The following is a 20,315-nucleotide window of genomic DNA, read 5'->3' on the forward strand; positions in this document are numbered from 1 at the left end:
TCAAGATAATTTAGTAACTTTGCATCCCAATATGCAGTATAAAATTAAAATGAGTGACAATCAGTATAACACTAAGTCTATTTCAATGATAGCAGATGTGGAGGGTGACTTCTCGGAAATGATTGACGGAGAAATCCCCACCAATCTCCCCATCCTACCCGTTCGAAACATTGTAGTTTTCCCTGGCGTTGTGTGGCCTATTCTGCTTGGACGTGAATCAAGTTTGAAGTTGGTGCGTCAGGCCAACAAGAATAATATGCTCATCGGCGTCGTCTGTCAGCGCGATCCCGATGTAGAAGCGCCTTTGGAAAGTGACCTCTACAACTATGGCGTCGCTGCAAAAATCGTCAAGTTGTTCACTTTGCCCAACGGATCTACTACGGTCATCGTTCAGGCACTGGGGCGTTTCCGTTTGAAGAAGCTCACCAAATATGTTCCTTACCTTGAAGGAGAGGTTGAGCATATGCCAGAGATACACCCCGACAAGCACGACAAAGAATGGAAGACTGCTTTCGAGGACTTGCAGAAAGTGGCTGAACAATACATCACAATGGTGGATGAAATCTCTGACGAGGCTTTGTTTGCCATCCGCAACATCAGCAACGAGGAGATGATGCTGAGTTTCTTGTGTGCCAATATGCCCTTCACCATCAAGGAGAAGATTAAATTGCTCTCGGCCGAAAGTGTAAAAGAGCGACTGTTTGGTGCTCTGAAAGCCTTGAATCGCGAGATTAATCTTCAACAACTGAAGACAGACATTCGTAATAAGACACGCGAGGATATTGACGAACAGCAGAAGAACTACTTCCTGCAGCAGCAAATTAAAAATATGCAAGCAGAGATGGGCCATGAACAGTCGCCCGAGAAATCTGAGCTGCTGCGCAAGGCACAAACAAAGAAATGGCCGGAGGAGATTGAGAAGATTTTCTATAAGGAGTGCGACAAGCTGGATAATGTACAGCCTCAGAGTCCCGACTATAATGTTCAACTGAACTATCTTCAGACGTTCGTATCGCTCCCCTGGAACGAATATACCAAGGACGACCTGAATCTGCAGCGAGCACAAAAGATTCTGGACCACGACCACTATGGAATGGAGAAGGTGAAAGAGCGTATCCTTGAACATATGGCCGTACTGTCGCTACGCGGCGATTTGAAAAGTCCTATCATCTGCCTCTACGGCCCTCCAGGTGTTGGTAAGACATCATTGGGCAAGAGTATAGCCGAAGCCATGAAGCGCAAATATGTGCGCGTGTCGTTGGGTGGTCTTCACGATGAAGCTGAAATCAGAGGCCATCGTCGCACCTATATCGGAGCTATGCCTGGTCGTATCATCAAGAGCATCCAAAAGGCAGGTTCTAGTAACCCCGTCTTTATTCTCGATGAGATTGACAAAGTGACTCAGAACACCGTAAATGGCGATCCTGCGTCAGCACTTCTCGAGGTTTTAGATCCTGAACAGAACACCGCTTTCCACGACAACTACCTCGATGTGGACTACGACCTTTCAAAGGTTCTCTTTATTGCCACCGCCAACAACCTCAGTACCATTCCCCGTCCCCTTTTGGACCGAATGGAGATTATCGAAGTGAGCGGTTATATCACAGAAGAGAAAATTGAGATTGCGAAACGCCATCTGATTCCGCGCGAACTGGACAATACCGGTTTGAAGACATTGGAAAACAAGCCTAAGTTCAATAAGGCTGCCATTGAAAAGATGATTGAACAATATACGCGCGAAAGCGGCGTACGACAGTTGGAGAAGCAGATTAACAAGGCCATGCGCAAATTGGCTTACAACCAACAGTTAAATGGCACAATTGACAACTGGAAGATTACACCTGAGTCATTGGAAGACCTTCTTGGCAAGCCACCTTTCTATCGTGACATCTATCAGGGCAATAGTTATGCAGGTGTGGTCACCGGACTTGCATGGACTAGCGTTGGTGGCGAGATTCTCTTCATCGAGACATCATTGTCAAAGGGCAAGGGTTCTAAGCTTACGCTTACAGGTAATCTGGGCGACGTAATGAAGGAGTCGGCTATACTGGCATTGGAGTATGTTAAGGCTCATGCAGACAAGTTGGGCATCGACTATCGCATCTTCGACAACTGGAACATCCACATCCACGTACCAGAAGGTGCTACACCGAAAGACGGCCCATCGGCAGGTATTACCATCGCTACCAGTATTGCATCAGCCCTTACACAACGTAAGGTTCGCAAGAACATAGCAATGACTGGCGAGATTACTCTTCGCGGAAAAGTTCTTCCCGTTGGTGGCATCAAAGAAAAGATACTGGCTGCCAAGCGCGCTGGCATCACCGACATTATTATGTGTCAGGAGAACGAGAAGGATATTCTTGAGATTCCTGAAATGTACCTCAAGGGCGTAAAATTCCATTATGTTGAAAATGTACTTGACGTATGGAAGATTGCACTCACTAACGAGACTGTTGACAATCCACTAGTTTTCGATATTGACGAAGAAAAAGAGAAGAAATGACATTCGAGCTACAACATACAGACCCCTATAGCAGCGCCCGTGCCGGCGTGATTACCACCGACCACGGACAAATTAAGACACCGATCTTCATGCCCGTAGGCACATGTGGTAGTGTGAAGGGTGTACATTTCTCTGAACTCCGCGAACAAGTAAAGGCCCAGATTATCCTGGGAAACACCTATCACTTGTATCTGCGCCCTGGACTGGACACGTTACGAAAGGCCGGCGGACTGCATAAGTTTAACACATGGGACCGTCCAATCCTAACAGATTCAGGAGGCTTCCAGGTATTTTCGCTAACTGGTATTCGCAAATTAAAAGAAGAAGGTTGCGAGTTTCGCTCGCATATCGACGGTTCAAAACATATTTTTACGCCCGAGAATGTAATGGACACACAGCGCATCATCGGTGCCGACATTATGATGGCATTCGACGAATGTCCCCCAGGCGAAAGCGACTATCAATATGCAAAGAACAGTCTTCACCTCACACAGCGATGGTTGGACCGTTGCATCAAAAGATTCAATGAGACAGAACCTCTGTATGGTCATCGTCAAACTCTCTTCCCCATTGTTCAGGGTTGCAAATATAAAGATCTTAGACAGGATGCAGCCAAACACGTGGTTGACCGCTTAGGTATGCTGAACGACGGTGGTGGAGCTTCGATTGGCGGACTGGCTGTTGGTGAACCAACGGAGGTAATGTATGAAATGATAGAGGTCGTCAATAACATTCTGCCCAAAGATCGCCCACGCTATCTGATGGGAGTAGGCACACCACAGAACATCCTTGAAGGCATTGAACGCGGTGTCGACATGTTCGACTGCGTGATGCCTACCCGAAATGGTCGTAATGCCATGCTTTTTACCTATCAGGGTACTATGAACATGAGAAACAAAAAATGGGAGAATGATTTCTCGCCCATCGACCCCGACGGCTGCGACATAGACCGCCTTCATACAAAGGCTTACCTGCACCATCTTTTCAAAGCTCAAGAGTTGTTGGCACTTCAGATAGCCTCTATACACAATCTGGCTTTCTATCTACGATTGGTCAACGATGCACGTCAGCATATTGAACAGGGCGACTTCTCACAATGGAAACGTTCAGTTATTAACGACTTAGGACGCAGAGTATGAAGAAGATTTTGGCACGACTAGTCCCACGGCTTGATCGCTATATTATCAGCAAATTTATCGGAACGTATATATATTCTATCATGCTGATTATCAGCATAAGTATCGTATTCGATTTCAACGAGAACTTAAACAAGTTCTCTACATATCATGCACCCTGGAGTGCCATTATCTTCGACTACTACGCAAACTTCGTTCCCTACTTTGCGAACCTCTTCTCGCCGTTGTTCGTGTTCATTGCTGTCATTTTCTTCACTTCGAAACTGGCAGGCAATTCCGAAATCATCGCTATGCTGGCGGCAGGAACAAGCTTTAAACGACTGTTGCGCCCTTACATGGTGTCTGCAGCCATTATTGCAGTAGTCAATCTGTATCTCGGAGCTTATGTCATCCCTCACGGCAATGTAACACGTTATAATTTTGAAACAAAGTACAAGAACAAAAGGCGTATAACATCTGCCAGCAACGTACAACTACAGGTGGCACCTGGAGTCATTGCTTACCTTCAGCAATATGACAACAACATCCGACGCGGTTATGGCTTCTCGTTGGACAAGTTTGAGAACAAAAAACTCGTCAGTCATATGACAGCCAACGTCATTCAATATGACACTATTTCGGACTCACGTTATCATTGGAAGGCCATCAGTTACAAGATACGTACACTAAAGGGACTTCGTGAACAGATTCAAACTGGCGGCGAGCTCGACACGCTGATTATGATGGAACCTATGGACCTGGTATATAGTACGGGGCAACAAGAGACATTCACCTCACCCGAGCTTCTTCGTTACATATCAAAACAGCAGGAACGCGGTTCACAGAACGTTGTGCAATACGAAGTAGAATACCACAAGCGCATAGCCACATCCTTTGCTTCGTTTATCCTCACCCTTATCGGTGCCTCACTGTCGGCCCGCAAGCGCAAAGGAGGTATGGGACTATCGCTAGGTATCGGTCTAGCACTCTCGTTCTCGTATATCCTACTGCAAACCATTAGTGCAACATTTGCCATCAACGCCGGCATGCCTGCTATATTGGCTGCATGGATTCCCAATATCATTTATGCCGTGATAGCCTATTTCTGCTATCGTCAGGCACCAAATTAAAATAAACATGACATTTGAAGAAACATACTTAAACGATAATATCCTCGATGCGCTTTACGACATGCATTTTGAGGAAATGACTCCTATTCAAGAGCGTTGTATTCCAGAAATTCTTGACGGGCACGATGTGCTGGGTGTGGCTCAAACAGGTACAGGTAAGACTGCTGCATACCTTCTCCCCATTCTTTCGATGCTCGACGATGGAGGTTTCCCTGAAGATGCCATCAATTGCATCGTTATGTCGCCCACCCGCGAATTGGCCCAACAAATTGACCAAGCCATGCAGGGATTTGGTTATTATCTTAACAACGTTAGCAGCATTGCTGTCTATGGTGGAAACGACGGTGGCCGATACGATCAAGAGATAAAGAGTTTGCGTGGCGGAGCTCCCGTTGTGATTGCTACTCCTGGTCGTTTGCTCAGTCACCTTAAGGTGGGCAATCTCGATCTTTCACGAACATCATTCTTTGTTCTCGACGAGGCAGATCGTATGCTCGACATGGGCTTCATGGAAGATATTCTTCAGATTAACGCCTTATTACCAAAGACATGTCAAAAAGTAATGTTCTCTGCCACCATGCCCGCAAAAATTCGCGAGTTAGCAGTATCTTTGCTCCACAATCCTGTTGAAATAAAGCTGGCAGTAAGCCGTCCGGCAGAGAAGATTCGTCAGATGGCATACGTATGCTACGAACCTCAGAAAGTGGGCATTGTAAAACATATTTTCACTCAAGGCGATTTAAAACGCGTCATCATATTCTGCGGCAAGAAAGACAAGGTTAAAGACATTAACCGTGCTCTGCTGAAACTTAAGATTAACTGCGCCCCCATGCATTCCGACCTCAGCCAACAGGAACGTGATGATGTAATGTATCGCTTTAAAACCGGTCAGGTCGACGTACTCGTGGCCACAGATATCGTAGCTCGTGGCATAGACATTGACGACATTCGAATGGTCATCAACTACGATGTTCCTCACGACAGCGAGGACTATGTTCACCGAATTGGTCGTACAGCCCGTGCCGATCGCGATGGTCAGGCCATCACTTTTGTCAGCGATGCTGATGCACCCTCGTTCAAACAAATAGAAGATTTCCTCGAAAAAGAAGTAGAAAAACTACCTCTTCCAGAAGATTTAGGCGAAGGTCCAGACTACAAAACCCTATCGGTGATGAAGAAAGGCAACAGAGGACGTGGTCGAGGTTCCAAGAATGGTTCGCACAGAGGCAGCAGGAAGAACTCTCATGGAAGTTCAAAGAAGCCAAATAATTCTGGCACGCCATTTGCAAGTTCATCACCAAACAAACGTAGAAAGAAGAAAACGAATAATGACAAACCAGTTCACAAATAAAGTCTCTCAAATCCTGGCTTATTCCCGCGAAGAAGCCGCACGTCTGCTGAATGACTACGTTGGACCAGAGCACCTGCTGTTAGGTATGATGCGTTCCACCGACGGCATTCTAGCCAAGGTGTGTCAGAAGTTCAATGTCAATCAAGACATACTTAAAACACAAATCGAAGAGAGACTCCACCGCACAGAAACGGTTTTTCCGCCCACCGATGGCAGCGAACTCACACTTAACGAGAATGCCAACAATATATTAAAATTGGCAGTCCTTGAGGCCCGTTTGCTGCATCAGCAGGACATTGACGAACAACACTTGTTACTCGCCATTCTGCATGATCGCTCAAACAACACCGCTAAGCAATTGCTTGAAGAGCGTCATATAGACTATAACAATGTTTGTGACCTCTTGAAGCAGTCACAACCCATTCATCAACCCAAGGATATGTTGCAGTTGCCAGAGGAGGACGAAGACGAATACGATAACACTAAGAGCAATTCAACTTCTCGTAGCACAAAAACCGCTACCGACGAAAAAGGTGAAAAGTCGAAGACTCCCGTACTCGACAACTTCTCAACAGACCTAACACAAGCAGCTCTTGATGGAAAACTCGATCCATGCGTAGGTCGCGAGCAAGAGATTCAACGTGTTATGGAGATTCTTGGACGTCGAAAGAAGAACAACCCCATCCTAATTGGCGAACCCGGTGTAGGCAAGAGCGCCATTGTAGAAGGCATGGCTCAGCTCATTGCTCAGCACAAATGCTCCCCCATGTTCTTCAACCGTCGAATTGTCAGTCTCGACATGACAGGTGTAGTGGCAGGAACCAAGTATCGCGGACAGTTTGAGGAACGCATCCGAGCCCTTATCAAGGAGATAGAGGCCAATCCACAGATTATCGTATTTATCGATGAGATTCATACTCTTATTGGTGCCGGCTCAACCCCGGGCAGTATGGATGCTGCCAACATCATGAAACCCGCATTGGCACGAGGAACCATTCAGTGCATTGGCGCCACCACGCTCGATGAATATCGTAACAGCATAGAGAAAGACGGAGCCTTGGAACGCCGTTTCCAAAAGGTAATAGTCGACCCCACCACGGCCGAACAGACCCTACAGATTCTGCATAATATTAAAGACCGCTACGAGAAACATCATCATGTGGAATACACAGACGATGCTATCTTGGCATGTGTCAGATTGACAGAACGCTATGTCACCGACCGCGCTCAGCCAGACAAAGCCATTGATGCTATGGATGAGACAGGTGCTCGTGTGCATTTAAAGAACGCAAAGATAACACCTGAGATTGCAAATCTGGAAAAACAGATTACACAAATCAAGGAACAAAAGAATCAGGCTGTTAAGGATCAGAACTACGAACTGGCAGCCAGCCATCGCGACACGCAGACCATGCTCGAGAAGCAATTGGCCGACATGCAGGCAGAATGGATGAAAGGTACAGACGCCCAGCGTCAGATAGTTACCGAAGCCGAAGTAAGCGATGTTGTATCTATGATGACGGGAATTCCTGTTCAACGCATGGCCGAAAACGAAGGTCAGCGCCTTAAAGACATGGCACCAAACCTCAAGTCAAGTGTCATTGCTCAGGATGCAGCTATCGACAAGATGGTCAAGGCTATTCAGCGCAATCGTGTTGGTTTGAAAGCACCCAATCACCCCATTGGTGCATTTATGTTCCTAGGTCCCACGGGCGTTGGCAAAACATATCTGGCAAAGAAACTTGCCGAACAGATGTTTGGTTCTTCCGATGCCCTTATTCGCATAGACATGAGCGAATATACTGAGTCGTTTAACGTAAGCCGACTCATTGGTGCTCCTCCGGGATATGTTGGCTACGAAGAAGGCGGTCAACTCACAGAACGTGTACGTCGCAAGCCCTATTCCATTGTACTGCTCGACGAGATTGAGAAAGCACACGGAAATGTCTTCAACCTCCTACTTCAGGTATTAGACGAAGGTCGACTTACCGATGGTAACGGTCGTTTTGTAGACTTCCGCAATACGGTCATCATCATGACGTCCAATGCTGGCACCCGTCAGCTCAAGGAATTTGGCAATGGCATTGGCTTTACCGCCTCGTCATTGGGCCTAAACATGAATGAGAAAGACCGCGAGCACGCTCGTTCAATTGTTCAGAAAGCTCTGTCGAAACAGTTCTCACCAGAATTTCTAAACCGTTTAGACGAGATTATTACGTTTGAGCAACTCGATCTTGAAGCAATCAAGCGCATTATCAATGTTGAACTCAAAGGCTTATATCACCGCATTCACGAGTTAGGCTACGAGATGACTCTCACGCCTGAGGCAAAAGAATTTGTGGCTTCCAAAGGTTATGATGTTCAGTTTGGTGCGCGACCTCTGAAACGCGCCATCCAAAACTACATTGAAGACGGTATCTGCGAGATGCTTCTCGCAGAAAGTCTGCCAGCAGGTGCAACTATCGTCATCGATAAAGCAACTGATAAAGAAGAACTATCGTTCGAAATACAATAAAGGCAGATTTCATTTGGGTTCTCAAAACAATATAGTTACGGGAGCTAAACAACATACTTTCAATGAAGAAACATTATACTTTGGTTCACAAAGTGACATACTAACAAATAAAAAATGCCGCCCGATTTTGTCAGGCGGCTTTTTTTATATATCTTTGCAAACAAATTTTTAAAGAACAAGAACCAAAAACCTACAGAAATGAAAAAACTGTTGATGATGTTGGCTTGCATGCTGACAACAGGAATGGCCCAGGCAGAGGAACACTGGGTAGGTACATGGGCTACAGCGCCTCAGTTAGTAGAGAGACACAACAACCCTCCACAACCCGGACTAACAGGTAATTCGCTACGTGAGATTGTACAAGTGTCAATAGGCGGAAAGCGAATACGCCTAAAACTGACAAATGAATTTAGTAACACACCCACAGAGATTAAGGCTGTAGAGTTGGCCATAGCCAAGACAGCTGGCAGCAGTAGTGACATTGACGAAAAATCAACTGTGAAACTAACCTTTGGCGGAAGCGAATCAATAACCATGGCTGCCGGTGAGAAAGTGGTGTCGGATGCTGTGGACTTTAAAGTTGGCAACCGCGAAAATGTGGCCATAACCATACACTATGGCAAAACTTCGGAAAGCGTGAGTGGACACCCAGGATCACGTACGACATCATATCTGAAGGCAGGCAATACCACCGACTTTACTGATGCCATCCGCACAGATCATTGGTACAACATTCTGGCACTAGAAGTTGACGCACCGAAAAAGGCAGGTGCCGTGGTTATTCTAGGCAACTCAATTACAGACGGGCGCGGCTCAACTACTAACGTGCAAAACCGATGGGCCGACGTGTTTTCGCGCAGGCTCCTGGAAAACAAGAAAACAAGTATGATTGGCGTTCTGAACATGGGAATCGGTGGCAATTGCGTGCTAGGCGGCGGCCTGGGACCTGCAGGAGTAAAACGCTATCCCAGAGACTTGTTTCAGCAAGAGGGCGTAAAATGGATTATCCTTTTTGAAGCTGTAAACGATCTAGGCTATAGTAGAAACGGCCATGAAACAGCCCAGCGAATCATCGATGTATACAAGCAGATTATCAGTGAGGCTCACCAGAAGGGAATCAAGGTGTTTGGAGCTACCATCACACCATTTAAGGGAAATAACTATTTCTCAGAGAATCACGAGCAAGGTCGTACCACGCTGAATGAATGGATTCGCACATCGAAAGAATTAGACGGCGTGATTGACTTTGACAAGGCTGTACGCGACCCAAATAACCTGCAAGCCATGCAAAAAGAATTTCTTTTTGAAAATGACTGGCTGCACCTGAATGCCAAAGGTTATGAAACAATGGGTAATTGCATTGACCTGAAGATGTTTAAATAAAAAAGAAGCGGATATTTTTGATATCCGCTTCTTTTGTACTTTATTAGATGCTTAGTTCGTCGAGCACCTTAATCAATCCCTTGTTAAAAGGCTTATCACTGCGAATGGCCTCGGAGAACGGAACAAAGACAACCTCATTGTTACGAACACCAATCATAACGTTGCGCTGTCCTTGCATCAATGCCTTAATAGCACCCACACCCGTGCGACTAGCCAATATGCGATCGTGAGCCGAAGGACTACCTCCACGCTGCATGTGGCCAAGGATTGACACACGTACATCGAACTCAGGAAACTCCTTTTTCACGCGATCGGCATAATAAAGAGCGCCGCACTTTGGACTTTCGCTGACGATAACGATACACGATTTCTTAGACTTGCGAATGCCACGTGCCATGAAGTCCTTTAACTGGTCGGCATCTGTTTCTTCCTCAGGAATAAGGGCTGCTTCAGCACCACATGCAATAGCACTATTAAGTGCCAAAAAGCCAGCATCACGTCCCATCACCTCGACAAAGAAGATACGCTCATGAGAATTGGCAGTATCACGAATACGGTCCACACACTCCATAATAGTGTTCATAGTGGTGTCGTAGCCAATGGTTGAATCAGTACCATAGAGATCATTATCAATGGTACCAGGCAGTCCAACCACAGGGAAGTCGTATTCCATAGCGAAATTTCGCGCTCCAGTAAGTGAGCCATTGCCACCAATAACCACCAAAGCATCAATGGCTTCGCGCTGACATGTCTCATAAGCCTTAGCCATTCCTTCAGGTGTCATAAACTCCTTTGAGCGAGCAGTCTTAAGAATAGTACCGCCACGGGTAATGATACCAGAGACGTTCTCTGTGGTAAAGGTCTCAACCTCACCCTTAATGAGTCCGTCATAACCACGATAAATACCTTTGATAGTGAATCCGTTGCATATGCCACTACGTGTGACAGCACGGATAGCTGCATTCATGCCAGGAGCATCACCTCCTGAGGTAAGAATGCCGATAGTTTTTATCTTTGTCATAGTTATAATAGTAGTAGTGAATGTCTTAAGAATAAATCATGGACTCTATCCACAATACACCCAGCCCCAAGAGCCATCCCAAAAGAACCTTGAAGGAAATGTTTTTGAAGTACCAGCCAAAGTGGATATGTTCCATTTTCATAAGAGCCAAGCCACACACACTGCCAACAGACAGCAGACAGCCTCCTGCAGCAGTGCTATAGGCGATGACTTTCCAATAGAGGCCGTCCTGGGCATAGTCGCCTGCACTCCATACATCATAGAGCGATATACCAGAAGCAGCAATGGTAAACGAATCGACCAAGCTACTAAGAACGCCAGCAATAAGACCTTCAATCCAAATATTGCTGATAGTAGCATCGAGCCAGTCGGCCACTTCGGTAAATACACCCGTCTCAATGACAACAGCCAAACCTAGCATAATACCCATAACGAAGAGCATCTGCTGGATGGCCTCATACTGTATAACACGAGGTATGCGACGCTGAGACATTTGGTCTGCATTCATTAACTTACGATTAAAAGCCTCGTTAACCACCCACAATAGTGACAGTACCACCAGGGCTCCCAAGAAAGCAGGAAGTCGTGTAATACTGAGGAACGTAGGTATAAACCATAAGCCACCAATACCCACAAAGAGCATCAGCATTCGCTGCCAACGGTTCAGGCGCGTATCATCTCCACGGAACGGAGCAGCAGTTCCCCACTCTATATCCAATCGACTTGGTAATTGGCGTCCAATCAAGAACGTTGGCACAATCCAAGCCACCAATGCAGGGAAAGCCAAATAGCTAGAAAAGTCAGTAGCAGTAACGGCTTCATTGGCCCACAACAGAAGGCCCGTAGGATCACCAATAACAGTGAAGCAACCTCCACAAACAGCAGCCAAGACAACAGCAGAGCCAATGAGCATACGCTGCGGGCGACTCTTGACAAGGCTATGCATGATGACCAACATCACAATGGTTGTAGTGAGATTGTCGAGATTGGCCGAAAGTACAAAGGTAACCAAAGTAATGGTCCACAGGAAGCGATTGGTATTGCGTGTGCGGATCCATTCGTTGATAAAGTCGAAGCAGCCATTGGTGTTGAGTATTTCTATTATCGACATAGTAGCCAACAAATACATCACAATAGCCGCTGCCTTACCTACATACTTCAGGAAGACATTGTCGTAAATGAAATTTTTGACAGTATCGCTGGTAGCTACATTCTCGCCCAGATATTCTGAATAGGCAACAGAATGCAGGTCCATCACAAAGTCGAAACCCCAACTGATGTACACAACCCAACCTATGGCAGCAAGAACAATGCTGATAGCTGCCTTATTCACCCCAGTAAGATGGGTAGTAGCTATTAGTAAATAGCTAAACAGCAGGAGTATAACGATAATCGGTGTCATCAGTTGAGGAAATACTTTAAAATGATATTCTAATATTTACTTACTCTTCTCAGTACTAGAGGCAGAACCCTTCTTATAGCGGTTATTCATGCCCTTTACCACTTCAGAGGTAATATCAAAGCGCTTGTCAGCATAAAGCACTGCAGCCTTGTTGACAATCATATCGTACTTCTTAGCCTTATTATAGGCTTTCAGATAATTATCGAGTGAGTCCTGGAAAGCCTGCAAGAATTTCTGCTGCTCACTGGCCAACTCATTCTCAAGACGCTGCTGGAGAGCCATAATGTTCTGCTGTTCGCGCTGAAGGGCTGCCTGTTCGGCCTCAGCCTGCTCACGACTGGTAAAACCGTTACTCTGCAACTTCTGCTGGAAGGCAGCGGCTTTCTTCTCAAACTGCTGACTCTTAGCCTGAATGGTGTTGCGAGCATTAGTTCCTTTCTTCTCGAGTTCCAATGACTTCTGCTTGGCAAACTCATACTGAGAAGTCAGGGTATCAATCTCAATGTAGGCAATACGCATGCCATTACCTGCCTCAGCACTCACCTCTGCAACGGGTTCTTCGTCCATCTGAGGTGCAGAGTTGTTACATGACCCAAAGACTACGGCAACAGTCAACAGTGCATAAGCACGAAAAAAGTTCTTTTTCATTTCTATTATTTATTTATTTGATTTTTCACTAACTGCCCAGCGACTCTTACGACGCTGCTCTCTATCTTGGTCCATCACACAATGGATGTCACGTTCACGCATCGCCTCAGAGTCATGAATATGCTGAGAAGCAAAGCGTCCATCTTTCAGGAAAAACAGTTTAATGCACAAAAATGCCATCGATATAGCAATTATTAACGTGCAGATAGCAATTATTTCACTCATTTTTTGTAATTTTGCGCTGCAAAGGTAATAATAATAAATTAAACAATATATCAATAAAACATTAAAAATGAATAAAAGTGATTTAAAACCTGCTTCAGTGTTCGAGCAATTTGCAAAGATTAACGAAATTCCCCGCCCCTCGAAACGCGAAGAGAAGATGATTGAATACCTCAAGAGTTGGGGTGAGAGCCACAATCTTGAGACCATTGTTGACGAGACAGGCAACGTACTGATTCGCAAACCAGCCACCAAAGGAATGGAGAATCGCAAAACGGTGATTCTGCAGAGCCATATGGATATGGTGTGCGACAAGTTGGTGGATGTTGACTTTGACTTTGACAAGGATGCCATTCAGACATACGTAGACGGTGACTGGCTTAAAGCTAAGGGAACCACTCTTGGTGCTGACGACGGCATTGGTTGTGCTATTGAACTAGCAATTCTCGAGGCGAACGACATAGAGCATGGTCCATTGGAGTGTGTATTCACCCGCGATGAAGAGACTGGTCTCAGTGGCGCAGAGGGAATGAAGGCAGGCTTCATGACAGGCGATTATCTGATTAACCTTGACTCGGAGGATGAGGGCGAAATGTTCGTATCGTGTGCCGGCGGACGAAACACACAGGCAAAATTTACATTCAAGCGCGAGGAAGCTGCAGCAGATTCTTTCTTCCTGCGTGCCCAACTGAAGGGACTGACAGGCGGACACTCGGGTGACGACATCAACAAGAAGCGCGCCAACGCCATCAAGCTTTTAGGACGTTTCCTGTTCCAGACAATGAACCGCTATGAGGGTGTACGCTTAGCAGAGTTTCATTCAGGCAAACTGCACAACGCCATTCCTCGCGATGGTATGTTTGTTATTGCCGTTCCTCACGATGTAAAAGAGAATGTAAAGGCAGACTGGAACGTTTTTGCCGCTCAGGTAGAAGACGAATTCCATGTTACTGACACACAAATGGTATGGACCATGGAGAGCGCAGAGGCACAGACTGTGATTGAAGCTCAAGTTGCCCGTAATTTTGTGTGGGCATTGCAGGCTGTAGACAATGGCATCTATGCCATCTGTCAAGACCCCGAGCTGAACGATATGGTAGAGACATCAAGCAATATCGCAGCAATCCACTCAACCGAAACAGAGATTACCATTCTCTCATCACAGCGTTCTAACGTAATGTCAAACCTTGACAACATGTGCGCAACCATTGTGGCCACCTTCCAATTAGCTGGTGCAGAAGCACACAGCAGCGATGGCTATCCGGCATGGAAGATGAGAGCAGAGAGTAAACTCCGCGATACAGTAGTCGAGACATATAAGGAACTGTTCGGTAAAGAGCCTGTGGTACGTGGTATTCACGCCGGATTGGAATGCGGTCTGTTCTCGGAGCGCTATCCAAATATCGATATGATCTCTTTTGGTCCTACGCTGCGCGACGTTCATACGCCAGACGAGCGTCTATATATTCCCACTGTCCAAATGGTATGGGATCATCTGCTGTTGGTACTGAAGCGCATCTAATATATATAAGGTGAGTCAAAAGTTTATCGTAATTAAGGGAGCGCGCGTCAACAATCTAAAGAATGTTGACGTGCGAATTCCCAGAAATAAGTTCGTAGTCATTGCAGGCGTATCGGGCAGCGGCAAATCGTCGCTGGCCTTCGATACACTATATGCAGAGGGACAGCGCCGCTATGTGGAGAGTCTCTCTAGCTATGCACGCCAGTTTCTTGGACGTATGAACAAACCGGAATGCGACTTTATCAAAGGCATTCCACCGGCCATTGCAATAGAGCAGAAGGTTATAGCACGTAACCCACGAAGTACGGTTGGCACGTCGACAGAGATTTACGAATATCTGAGACTACTTTTTGCACGAATCGGCCATACATTCTCGCCAGTAAGCGGTGAAGAAGTTAAGCGACATTCAACGGAGGATGTTATCAAGAAGATGCTGGAGTTCTCTGAAGGAACGAAGTTTCTGGTGATGGCACCACTCATACGCACAGAGGGACGCAGCATAGAACAGCAGCTAAAAGCATATATCATTCAGGGATATAGTCGAATCTATGTAAAGAATGATGTGCAGCGTATTGACGACTATTTAGACTGTGGAGCTACAGACGAAGATATTTATATCGTCATCGATCGCTTGTCGGCATCAACAAACAAAGATACCGTTGACCGATTGGTTGATTCTGCCGAAACAGCATTCTTTGAAGGCAGAGGGGAAATGCGACTCTTGGTATTGCCTGCAGGATTGGCATACGACTTTTCTACGCGATTCGAAGCGGACGGCATCAGTTTTGAGGATCCTTCCGACCAATTATTCTCGTTTAACTCGCCAGCTGGCGCATGTCCTGAATGCCAAGGATTCGGACAGGTAATTGGTATCGACGAGCATCTCGTCGTCCCCGACCCCAGCCTATCGTTATACGATGGTTGTGTTGTATGTTGGCGTGGCGAAAAGATGGGAGAATGGAAGAATTGGTTTATCCAGCATGCTGCAAAAGACGACTTCCCAATTTTTGAACCTTATTACAATCTGACACAACAACAAAAGGACTGGTTGTGGCACGGCTTGCCATCGGACAAGAAAGCTAAAGAAAAACCATGTATTGATGCGTTCTTCGAAATGGTGAAGGAAAATCAATACAAGATACAATACCGTGTGATGATGGCGCGCTATCGTGGCAAGACGATGTGCCCCACTTGTCATGGCACACGATTGAAACCAGAGGCAGAGTATGTAAAGATAGGTGGAAGAAGTATTACGGATTTGGTTCAGATGCCTGTAGTAAGGCTAAAAGAATGGTTTGATAAACTAGATTTGTCTGAACACGATACGGAAGTGGCACGCCGACTACTAACAGAGATTACTTCCCGTCTGCAGTTCCTGCTAGATGTTGGATTGGGATATCTCACACTTAATCGTCTGTCAAACAGCTTATCCGGCGGTGAAAGTCAGCGCATCAACCTATGTACATCGCTTGGAAGCAGTCTGGTTGGTTCACTCTATATCCTTGATGAGCCAAGCATCGGACTGCATTCACGTGACACCGACCGTCTTATCAAAGTACTTAAAGAATTACAAGCACTAGGCAACACGGTGGTGGTAGTGGAACACGACGAGGATATTATACGCGCTGCAGACTATCTAATTGATGTTGGTCCAGACGCTGGCAGACTAGGAGGAGAGATTGTGTTTGCAGGTGAACCAAACAACAAGAGTTCAAATAGCAAAACAGATAATCCCACCCATTCTAACAATGCAGACAAGGCTAACGACACAAGATCTTACACTCTAGCTTATCTCTCTGGAACAGAAACAATAAGCGTTCCTCAAAGTAGACGCCCCTGGAATCGTCACATAGACATCCTAGGAGCAAGAATGAACAATCTTCGAGGTATCGATGTACAAATTCCGCTCAATGTTCTCACCGTTGTTACCGGTGTATCAGGCTCAGGTAAATCAAGTCTTATTAAAGGCATTCTCTATCCTGCTATTAAACGCCATCTGGGCGATGTATGCGATGCTCCAGGCGAATACAGTAAACTCTCGGGCGATATCGACGCTATTCGGCGCATAGAATTCGTTGATCAAAACCCCATAGGAAAATCAACGCGTTCGAACCCTGCTACATACGTAAAAGCATGGGATGCCATTCGCGACTTATATGCAGCTCAACCACTGTCACAACAGATGGGATTCACTGCACAATACTTCTCATTTAATGCTGATGGTGGACGATGCGACGAGTGTAAGGGTGTGGGCACCATTACGGTAGAAATGCAATTCATGGCCGACCTTGTGTTGGAATGTGAATCGTGTCATGGGAAACGCTTTAAGAAAGATATTTTGGATGTTAGATATGAAGGAAAGAATATTGATGACATCCTTAATATGACCATCTCCGAAGCTATCGAGTTCTTTAAGACGCATGGGCAGAAGACTATTGTTAACAGGCTGAGGCCATTAGAGAATGTTGGCCTAGGATATATTAAAATGGGACAAAGTTCTAGCACACTCTCTGGCGGCGAGAACCAGCGCGTAAAACTAGCTTATTTTATAGGTCAGGAGAAACAAGACCCCACACTCTTTATCTTTGACGAGCCAACAACAGGTCTTCATTTTCATGACATAAAATGTTTAATGTCATCAATGGATGCGCTTATCTCTAGAGGACATACCATTGTCATCATTGAACACAATATGGATGTTATCAAGTTGGCCGACCATATCATCGACTTAGGTCCGGATGGTGGTGATAAGGGTGGTCAGCTTGTCGTTGCAGGAACACCTGAGGAAGTAGTGAAGTGTCAAGAGAGTATAACGGGACAATATCTAAAAGCAAAGATATAAGGCAAAGTATCAAATAATTGCATAACTACATAGAATTCTGAAATTAGAATTAAATCTAAGAAAACGCATATGAAAGAATTGAATCTGAAACCCATTATTATGGAATGCAAAATGGAAGAATTGACAAACGATGAGCAGTTCTTGTTGTCAAAGGCAATTGAAATGACTAACAACAGTTATGCCAAATATTCGCATTTCCATGTGGGAGCAGCCTTACAACTAGAAAATGGTGAGGTTCTGCCAGGATGCAATCAAGAAAACGCAGCCTTCCCTGCTGGTATTTGTGCCGAACGTTCTGCCATCTTTGCCGCTGGCGCTTTGTATCCCGATGTGGCTCCCACAACACTAGCTATTGCGGCCCGACAGCCCAATGGCGAATTGACTGCCGAACCCGTAAGTCCATGTGGAACCTGTCGTCAAGTGATAATCGAGACTGAGACACGTTTCTCTAAGCCACTTAGAATACTTCTTTACGGAAAGAATAAGGTATACGTGATGGACGGCATCAAACATTTAATGCCGCTGTCGTTCACCGAGTTTTAATAATAACACCCTAAGCCTTGAGCTGGGGAAATAGAATCAAGATGGAAGTCGTACTTCAGATTCTGTTCATCAACAAGTCTGAAGTGCTGCTTCCCTTGAATAGAATCTTTTGGACTTTCCCAAATCATACATACAAAACGCAAACTATCTTCCGTCTCGACCATAGGTGTACGCAATAAGGTATGGCTGAATCGATAATCGAAAATATTTAAGGTATCTGTATTAACCCCCATCACAACATCATTATCATAACCTGTAACAATACTACTATCGCAGACTAAACCATAAAGAGGCAGAAGATTACTAAAGCGTAATGCGGCACCGCGTCCGCCAACAAAAGGATAGAACTGTGCCAAAGTACAATGCGAAATATCTGCGAAGCCACCAACAATACTAACACAATCGCCTTGTGTATTAGAAATCTGACAGTCACGAAGGCGGATATTCGAATTAAGACTTACAAGACCAACACCCTTACAATTATGAATTATACAACGCTCCATATCCAGTCGAAGCACGTCAGCATCGAAAGAAGCAGAATCACAGCGCACACCAAACTCACCAGCATTACGAATCTCTGTTCGACGAAATTTATTACCCTTTGAGGAACTATGAATACGAATACCTCCTTTATTGCCCCATTGTCCACTCACACGATCGTAAGGTAAATAGTCAAACATGTGATCCAATCGATCACCACGCAACACAACAGAATCCATCATCAGACAACCATAAACGTCAACTCCTTTTCCATCATGGAAATAAAGGGTTGAATTTTTGATGGTAAGCGTTATAGCACTATCAACTGTAATTCCACCATATACCACTATGGGCCGTTGACTCTCTATCACACTATCTGATTTAACAACCATATCACGTAACTCAATGGCATCCCATGCAAACGCATGCAAAGATACCACCTGTTCGACACCACTCTCAAGCTTGAAAACCAATTGATCATCAATAGGTTGAGGATCAAGTTCACCGTTCTCCGGTGCTGTCAATTCAACGAACACACGAATACTATCATTCTTACGTACCTCAATGTCAGTCAGCACTGAACCATAATTATTATCAAGATAGATACCATCTACATTCACTCGATATCCAGTCTGGTTTCCACGCTTCAGGCGAACGCTTTGTATTCGCAAACCATCTGAAGTATTATTAAAAACCCAAAAGTCATGTGTTCTGGAACCATAATTCGAGAAAATAGTATCCATATTCACTGTATCTTTTGAGAAAGACAATAACGCATTAGGACTCGTTGTAAACGTGTCGTTATCCGAACAGGCCAAAAGACCGATTACTATACTGAGAAAAAGAAAAGTTCGTCTTATCATATATAAATAAAACGAACTTTTCATATTTTTATTGTATCACTTTCGATGTATGTGATATTACTTTTTAATGCCTACTTACCAAAATAACGTTTTAGCAATCCAGCGAAACCTGCGCCATGACGAGCTTCATCCTTGGCCATCTCGTGAACGGTATCATGAATAGCATCAAAACCTGCAGCTTTTGCATTCTTAGCAATACGGAACTTATCCTCACAAGCACCAGCCTCAGCAACAGCACGTTTTTCGAGGTTAGTCTTCGTGTCCCAAACACATTCACCAAGCAGTTCCGCAAAACGACTAGCATGATCAGCTTCCTCGAAAGCATAACGTTTGAATGCTTCTGCAACCTCAGGATAACCCTCACGATCTGCCTGACGAGCCATTGCCAAATACATACCAACTTCACTACATTCACCATTAAAATGATTACGCAGATCATTTATCATTTCCTCGCTAACACCCTCTGGTTTACCATCACCTATCTTATGAACAGTAGCATAGGTCATATCAGCATCATCCTTCAATTCCGAGAACTTAGAAGCTGGAGCTTTACAAATGGGACACTTTTCTGGGGGATTCTCGCCTTCGTAGATATATCCACAAACAGCACAAATAAATTTCTTCTTCATAGTCGTTAGTTATTGTTTAGTAAATAAATAATGTTATTTGGCAAAGATACATAGAAAAAACAAATCTCGCAAATTTTTTGCGAGATTTGTTTTAATATTCTTAGAATTCCTATTTCAACATTGTCAGTACAACATTGATGAAA

15 protein-coding genes are annotated in these 20,315 nt (G+C 45.1%); 9 read left to right on the forward strand and 6 right to left on the reverse strand.

What is annotated here, in order from left to right:
- The first annotated feature begins 85 nt into the window (after positions 1-85).
- The 6 genes from lon (at position 86) to M1D30_RS06960 (ending at position 10,000) form a co-directional block, all read left to right on the forward strand.
- Positions 86-2,506, forward strand: coding sequence for an endopeptidase La (gene lon, locus M1D30_RS06935; protein WP_371874187.1), 2,421 nt, complete (start codon positions 86-88; stop codon positions 2,504-2,506).
- Positions 2,503-3,645 (forward strand): tRNA guanosine(34) transglycosylase Tgt, encoded by a 1,143-nt coding sequence (tgt, locus tag M1D30_RS06940; protein ID WP_248502320.1) that lies wholly within the window; start codon positions 2,503-2,505, stop codon positions 3,643-3,645. Before lon ends, tgt begins: the two co-directional genes overlap by 4 nt.
- A complete protein-coding gene (locus M1D30_RS06945) occupies positions 3,642-4,751 on the forward strand; it encodes an LptF/LptG family permease (RefSeq protein ID WP_248502322.1) in 1,110 nt (369 codons plus the stop codon). Before tgt ends, M1D30_RS06945 begins: the two co-directional genes overlap by 4 nt.
- Before the next feature lie 7 nt (positions 4,752-4,758).
- Positions 4,759-6,102: a DEAD/DEAH box helicase gene (locus M1D30_RS06950; protein ID WP_248502325.1), complete on the forward strand. Its 1,344-nt coding sequence runs from the start codon at positions 4,759-4,761 to the stop codon at positions 6,100-6,102.
- Entirely contained in the window at positions 6,080-8,617 is a 2,538-nt protein-coding gene (locus M1D30_RS06955; protein WP_248502327.1) for an ATP-dependent Clp protease ATP-binding subunit, read from the forward strand. Before M1D30_RS06950 ends, M1D30_RS06955 begins: the two co-directional genes overlap by 23 nt.
- A 198-nt stretch (positions 8,618-8,815) precedes the next feature.
- Complete coding sequence (locus M1D30_RS06960; protein ID WP_248502329.1) at positions 8,816-10,000, forward strand: SGNH/GDSL hydrolase family protein; 1,185 nt, start codon at positions 8,816-8,818, stop codon at positions 9,998-10,000.
- Between the two features lie 43 nt (positions 10,001-10,043).
- On the opposite strand, the gene pfkA is transcribed toward M1D30_RS06960, so the two are convergent.
- Genes pfkA through M1D30_RS06980 form a run of 4 tightly spaced genes read right to left on the reverse strand, consistent with a single transcriptional unit; the run spans position 10,044 to position 13,296 of the window.
- Positions 10,044-11,021, reverse strand: a complete 978-nt coding sequence (gene pfkA / locus M1D30_RS06965) for a 6-phosphofructokinase (protein ID WP_248502331.1) — start codon at positions 11,019-11,021, stop codon at positions 10,044-10,046.
- Positions 11,022-11,046: 25 nt separating this feature from the next.
- Positions 11,047-12,423: an SLC13 family permease gene (locus tag M1D30_RS06970; RefSeq protein WP_248502333.1), complete on the reverse strand. Its 1,377-nt coding sequence runs from the start codon at positions 12,421-12,423 to the stop codon at positions 11,047-11,049.
- 36 nt (positions 12,424-12,459) lie between these two features.
- Positions 12,460-13,071 (reverse strand): OmpH family outer membrane protein, encoded by a 612-nt coding sequence (locus M1D30_RS06975; RefSeq protein ID WP_248502335.1) that lies wholly within the window; start codon positions 13,069-13,071, stop codon positions 12,460-12,462.
- Positions 13,072-13,080: 9 nt separating this feature from the next.
- Complete coding sequence (locus M1D30_RS06980) at positions 13,081-13,296, reverse strand: hypothetical protein (RefSeq protein ID WP_248502337.1); 216 nt, start codon at positions 13,294-13,296, stop codon at positions 13,081-13,083.
- 67 nt (positions 13,297-13,363) lie between these two features.
- Between M1D30_RS06980 and M1D30_RS06985 the strand changes: the two genes are divergently transcribed.
- The 3 genes from M1D30_RS06985 (at position 13,364) to M1D30_RS06995 (ending at position 18,200) form a co-directional block, all read left to right on the forward strand.
- Entirely contained in the window at positions 13,364-14,815 is a 1,452-nt protein-coding gene (locus M1D30_RS06985; protein WP_248502340.1) for an aminoacyl-histidine dipeptidase, read from the forward strand.
- Positions 14,816-14,825: 10 nt separating this feature from the next.
- On the forward strand, positions 14,826-17,657 hold the full coding sequence (gene uvrA, locus M1D30_RS06990; RefSeq protein WP_248502342.1) for an excinuclease ABC subunit UvrA: 2,832 nt from the start codon (positions 14,826-14,828) through the stop codon (positions 17,655-17,657).
- 69 nt (positions 17,658-17,726) lie between these two features.
- The gene (locus M1D30_RS06995) at positions 17,727-18,200 is read left to right on the forward strand and encodes a cytidine deaminase (RefSeq protein WP_248502344.1); all 474 of its coding nucleotides are present in this window, start codon (positions 17,727-17,729) and stop codon (positions 18,198-18,200) included.
- Here M1D30_RS06995 and M1D30_RS07000 read toward each other — a convergent pair.
- Positions 18,197-19,567 carry a right-handed parallel beta-helix repeat-containing protein gene (locus tag M1D30_RS07000; protein WP_248502346.1) on the reverse strand — a complete coding sequence of 457 codons (1,371 nt, stop codon included), beginning with the start codon at positions 19,565-19,567 and terminating at the stop codon, positions 18,197-18,199. The two genes, M1D30_RS06995 and M1D30_RS07000, sit on opposite strands and share 4 nt — an antisense overlap.
- A 47-nt stretch (positions 19,568-19,614) precedes the next feature.
- Complete coding sequence (locus M1D30_RS07005; protein WP_248502348.1) at positions 19,615-20,172, reverse strand: NADH peroxidase; 558 nt, start codon at positions 20,170-20,172, stop codon at positions 19,615-19,617.
- Positions 20,173-20,315: the final 143 nt, after the last annotated feature.

Origin of the sequence: Prevotella sp. E15-22 (assembly GCF_023204875.1) — a bacterium.
In the GTDB taxonomy this organism is placed as follows: Bacteria; Bacteroidota; Bacteroidia; order Bacteroidales; family Bacteroidaceae; genus Prevotella.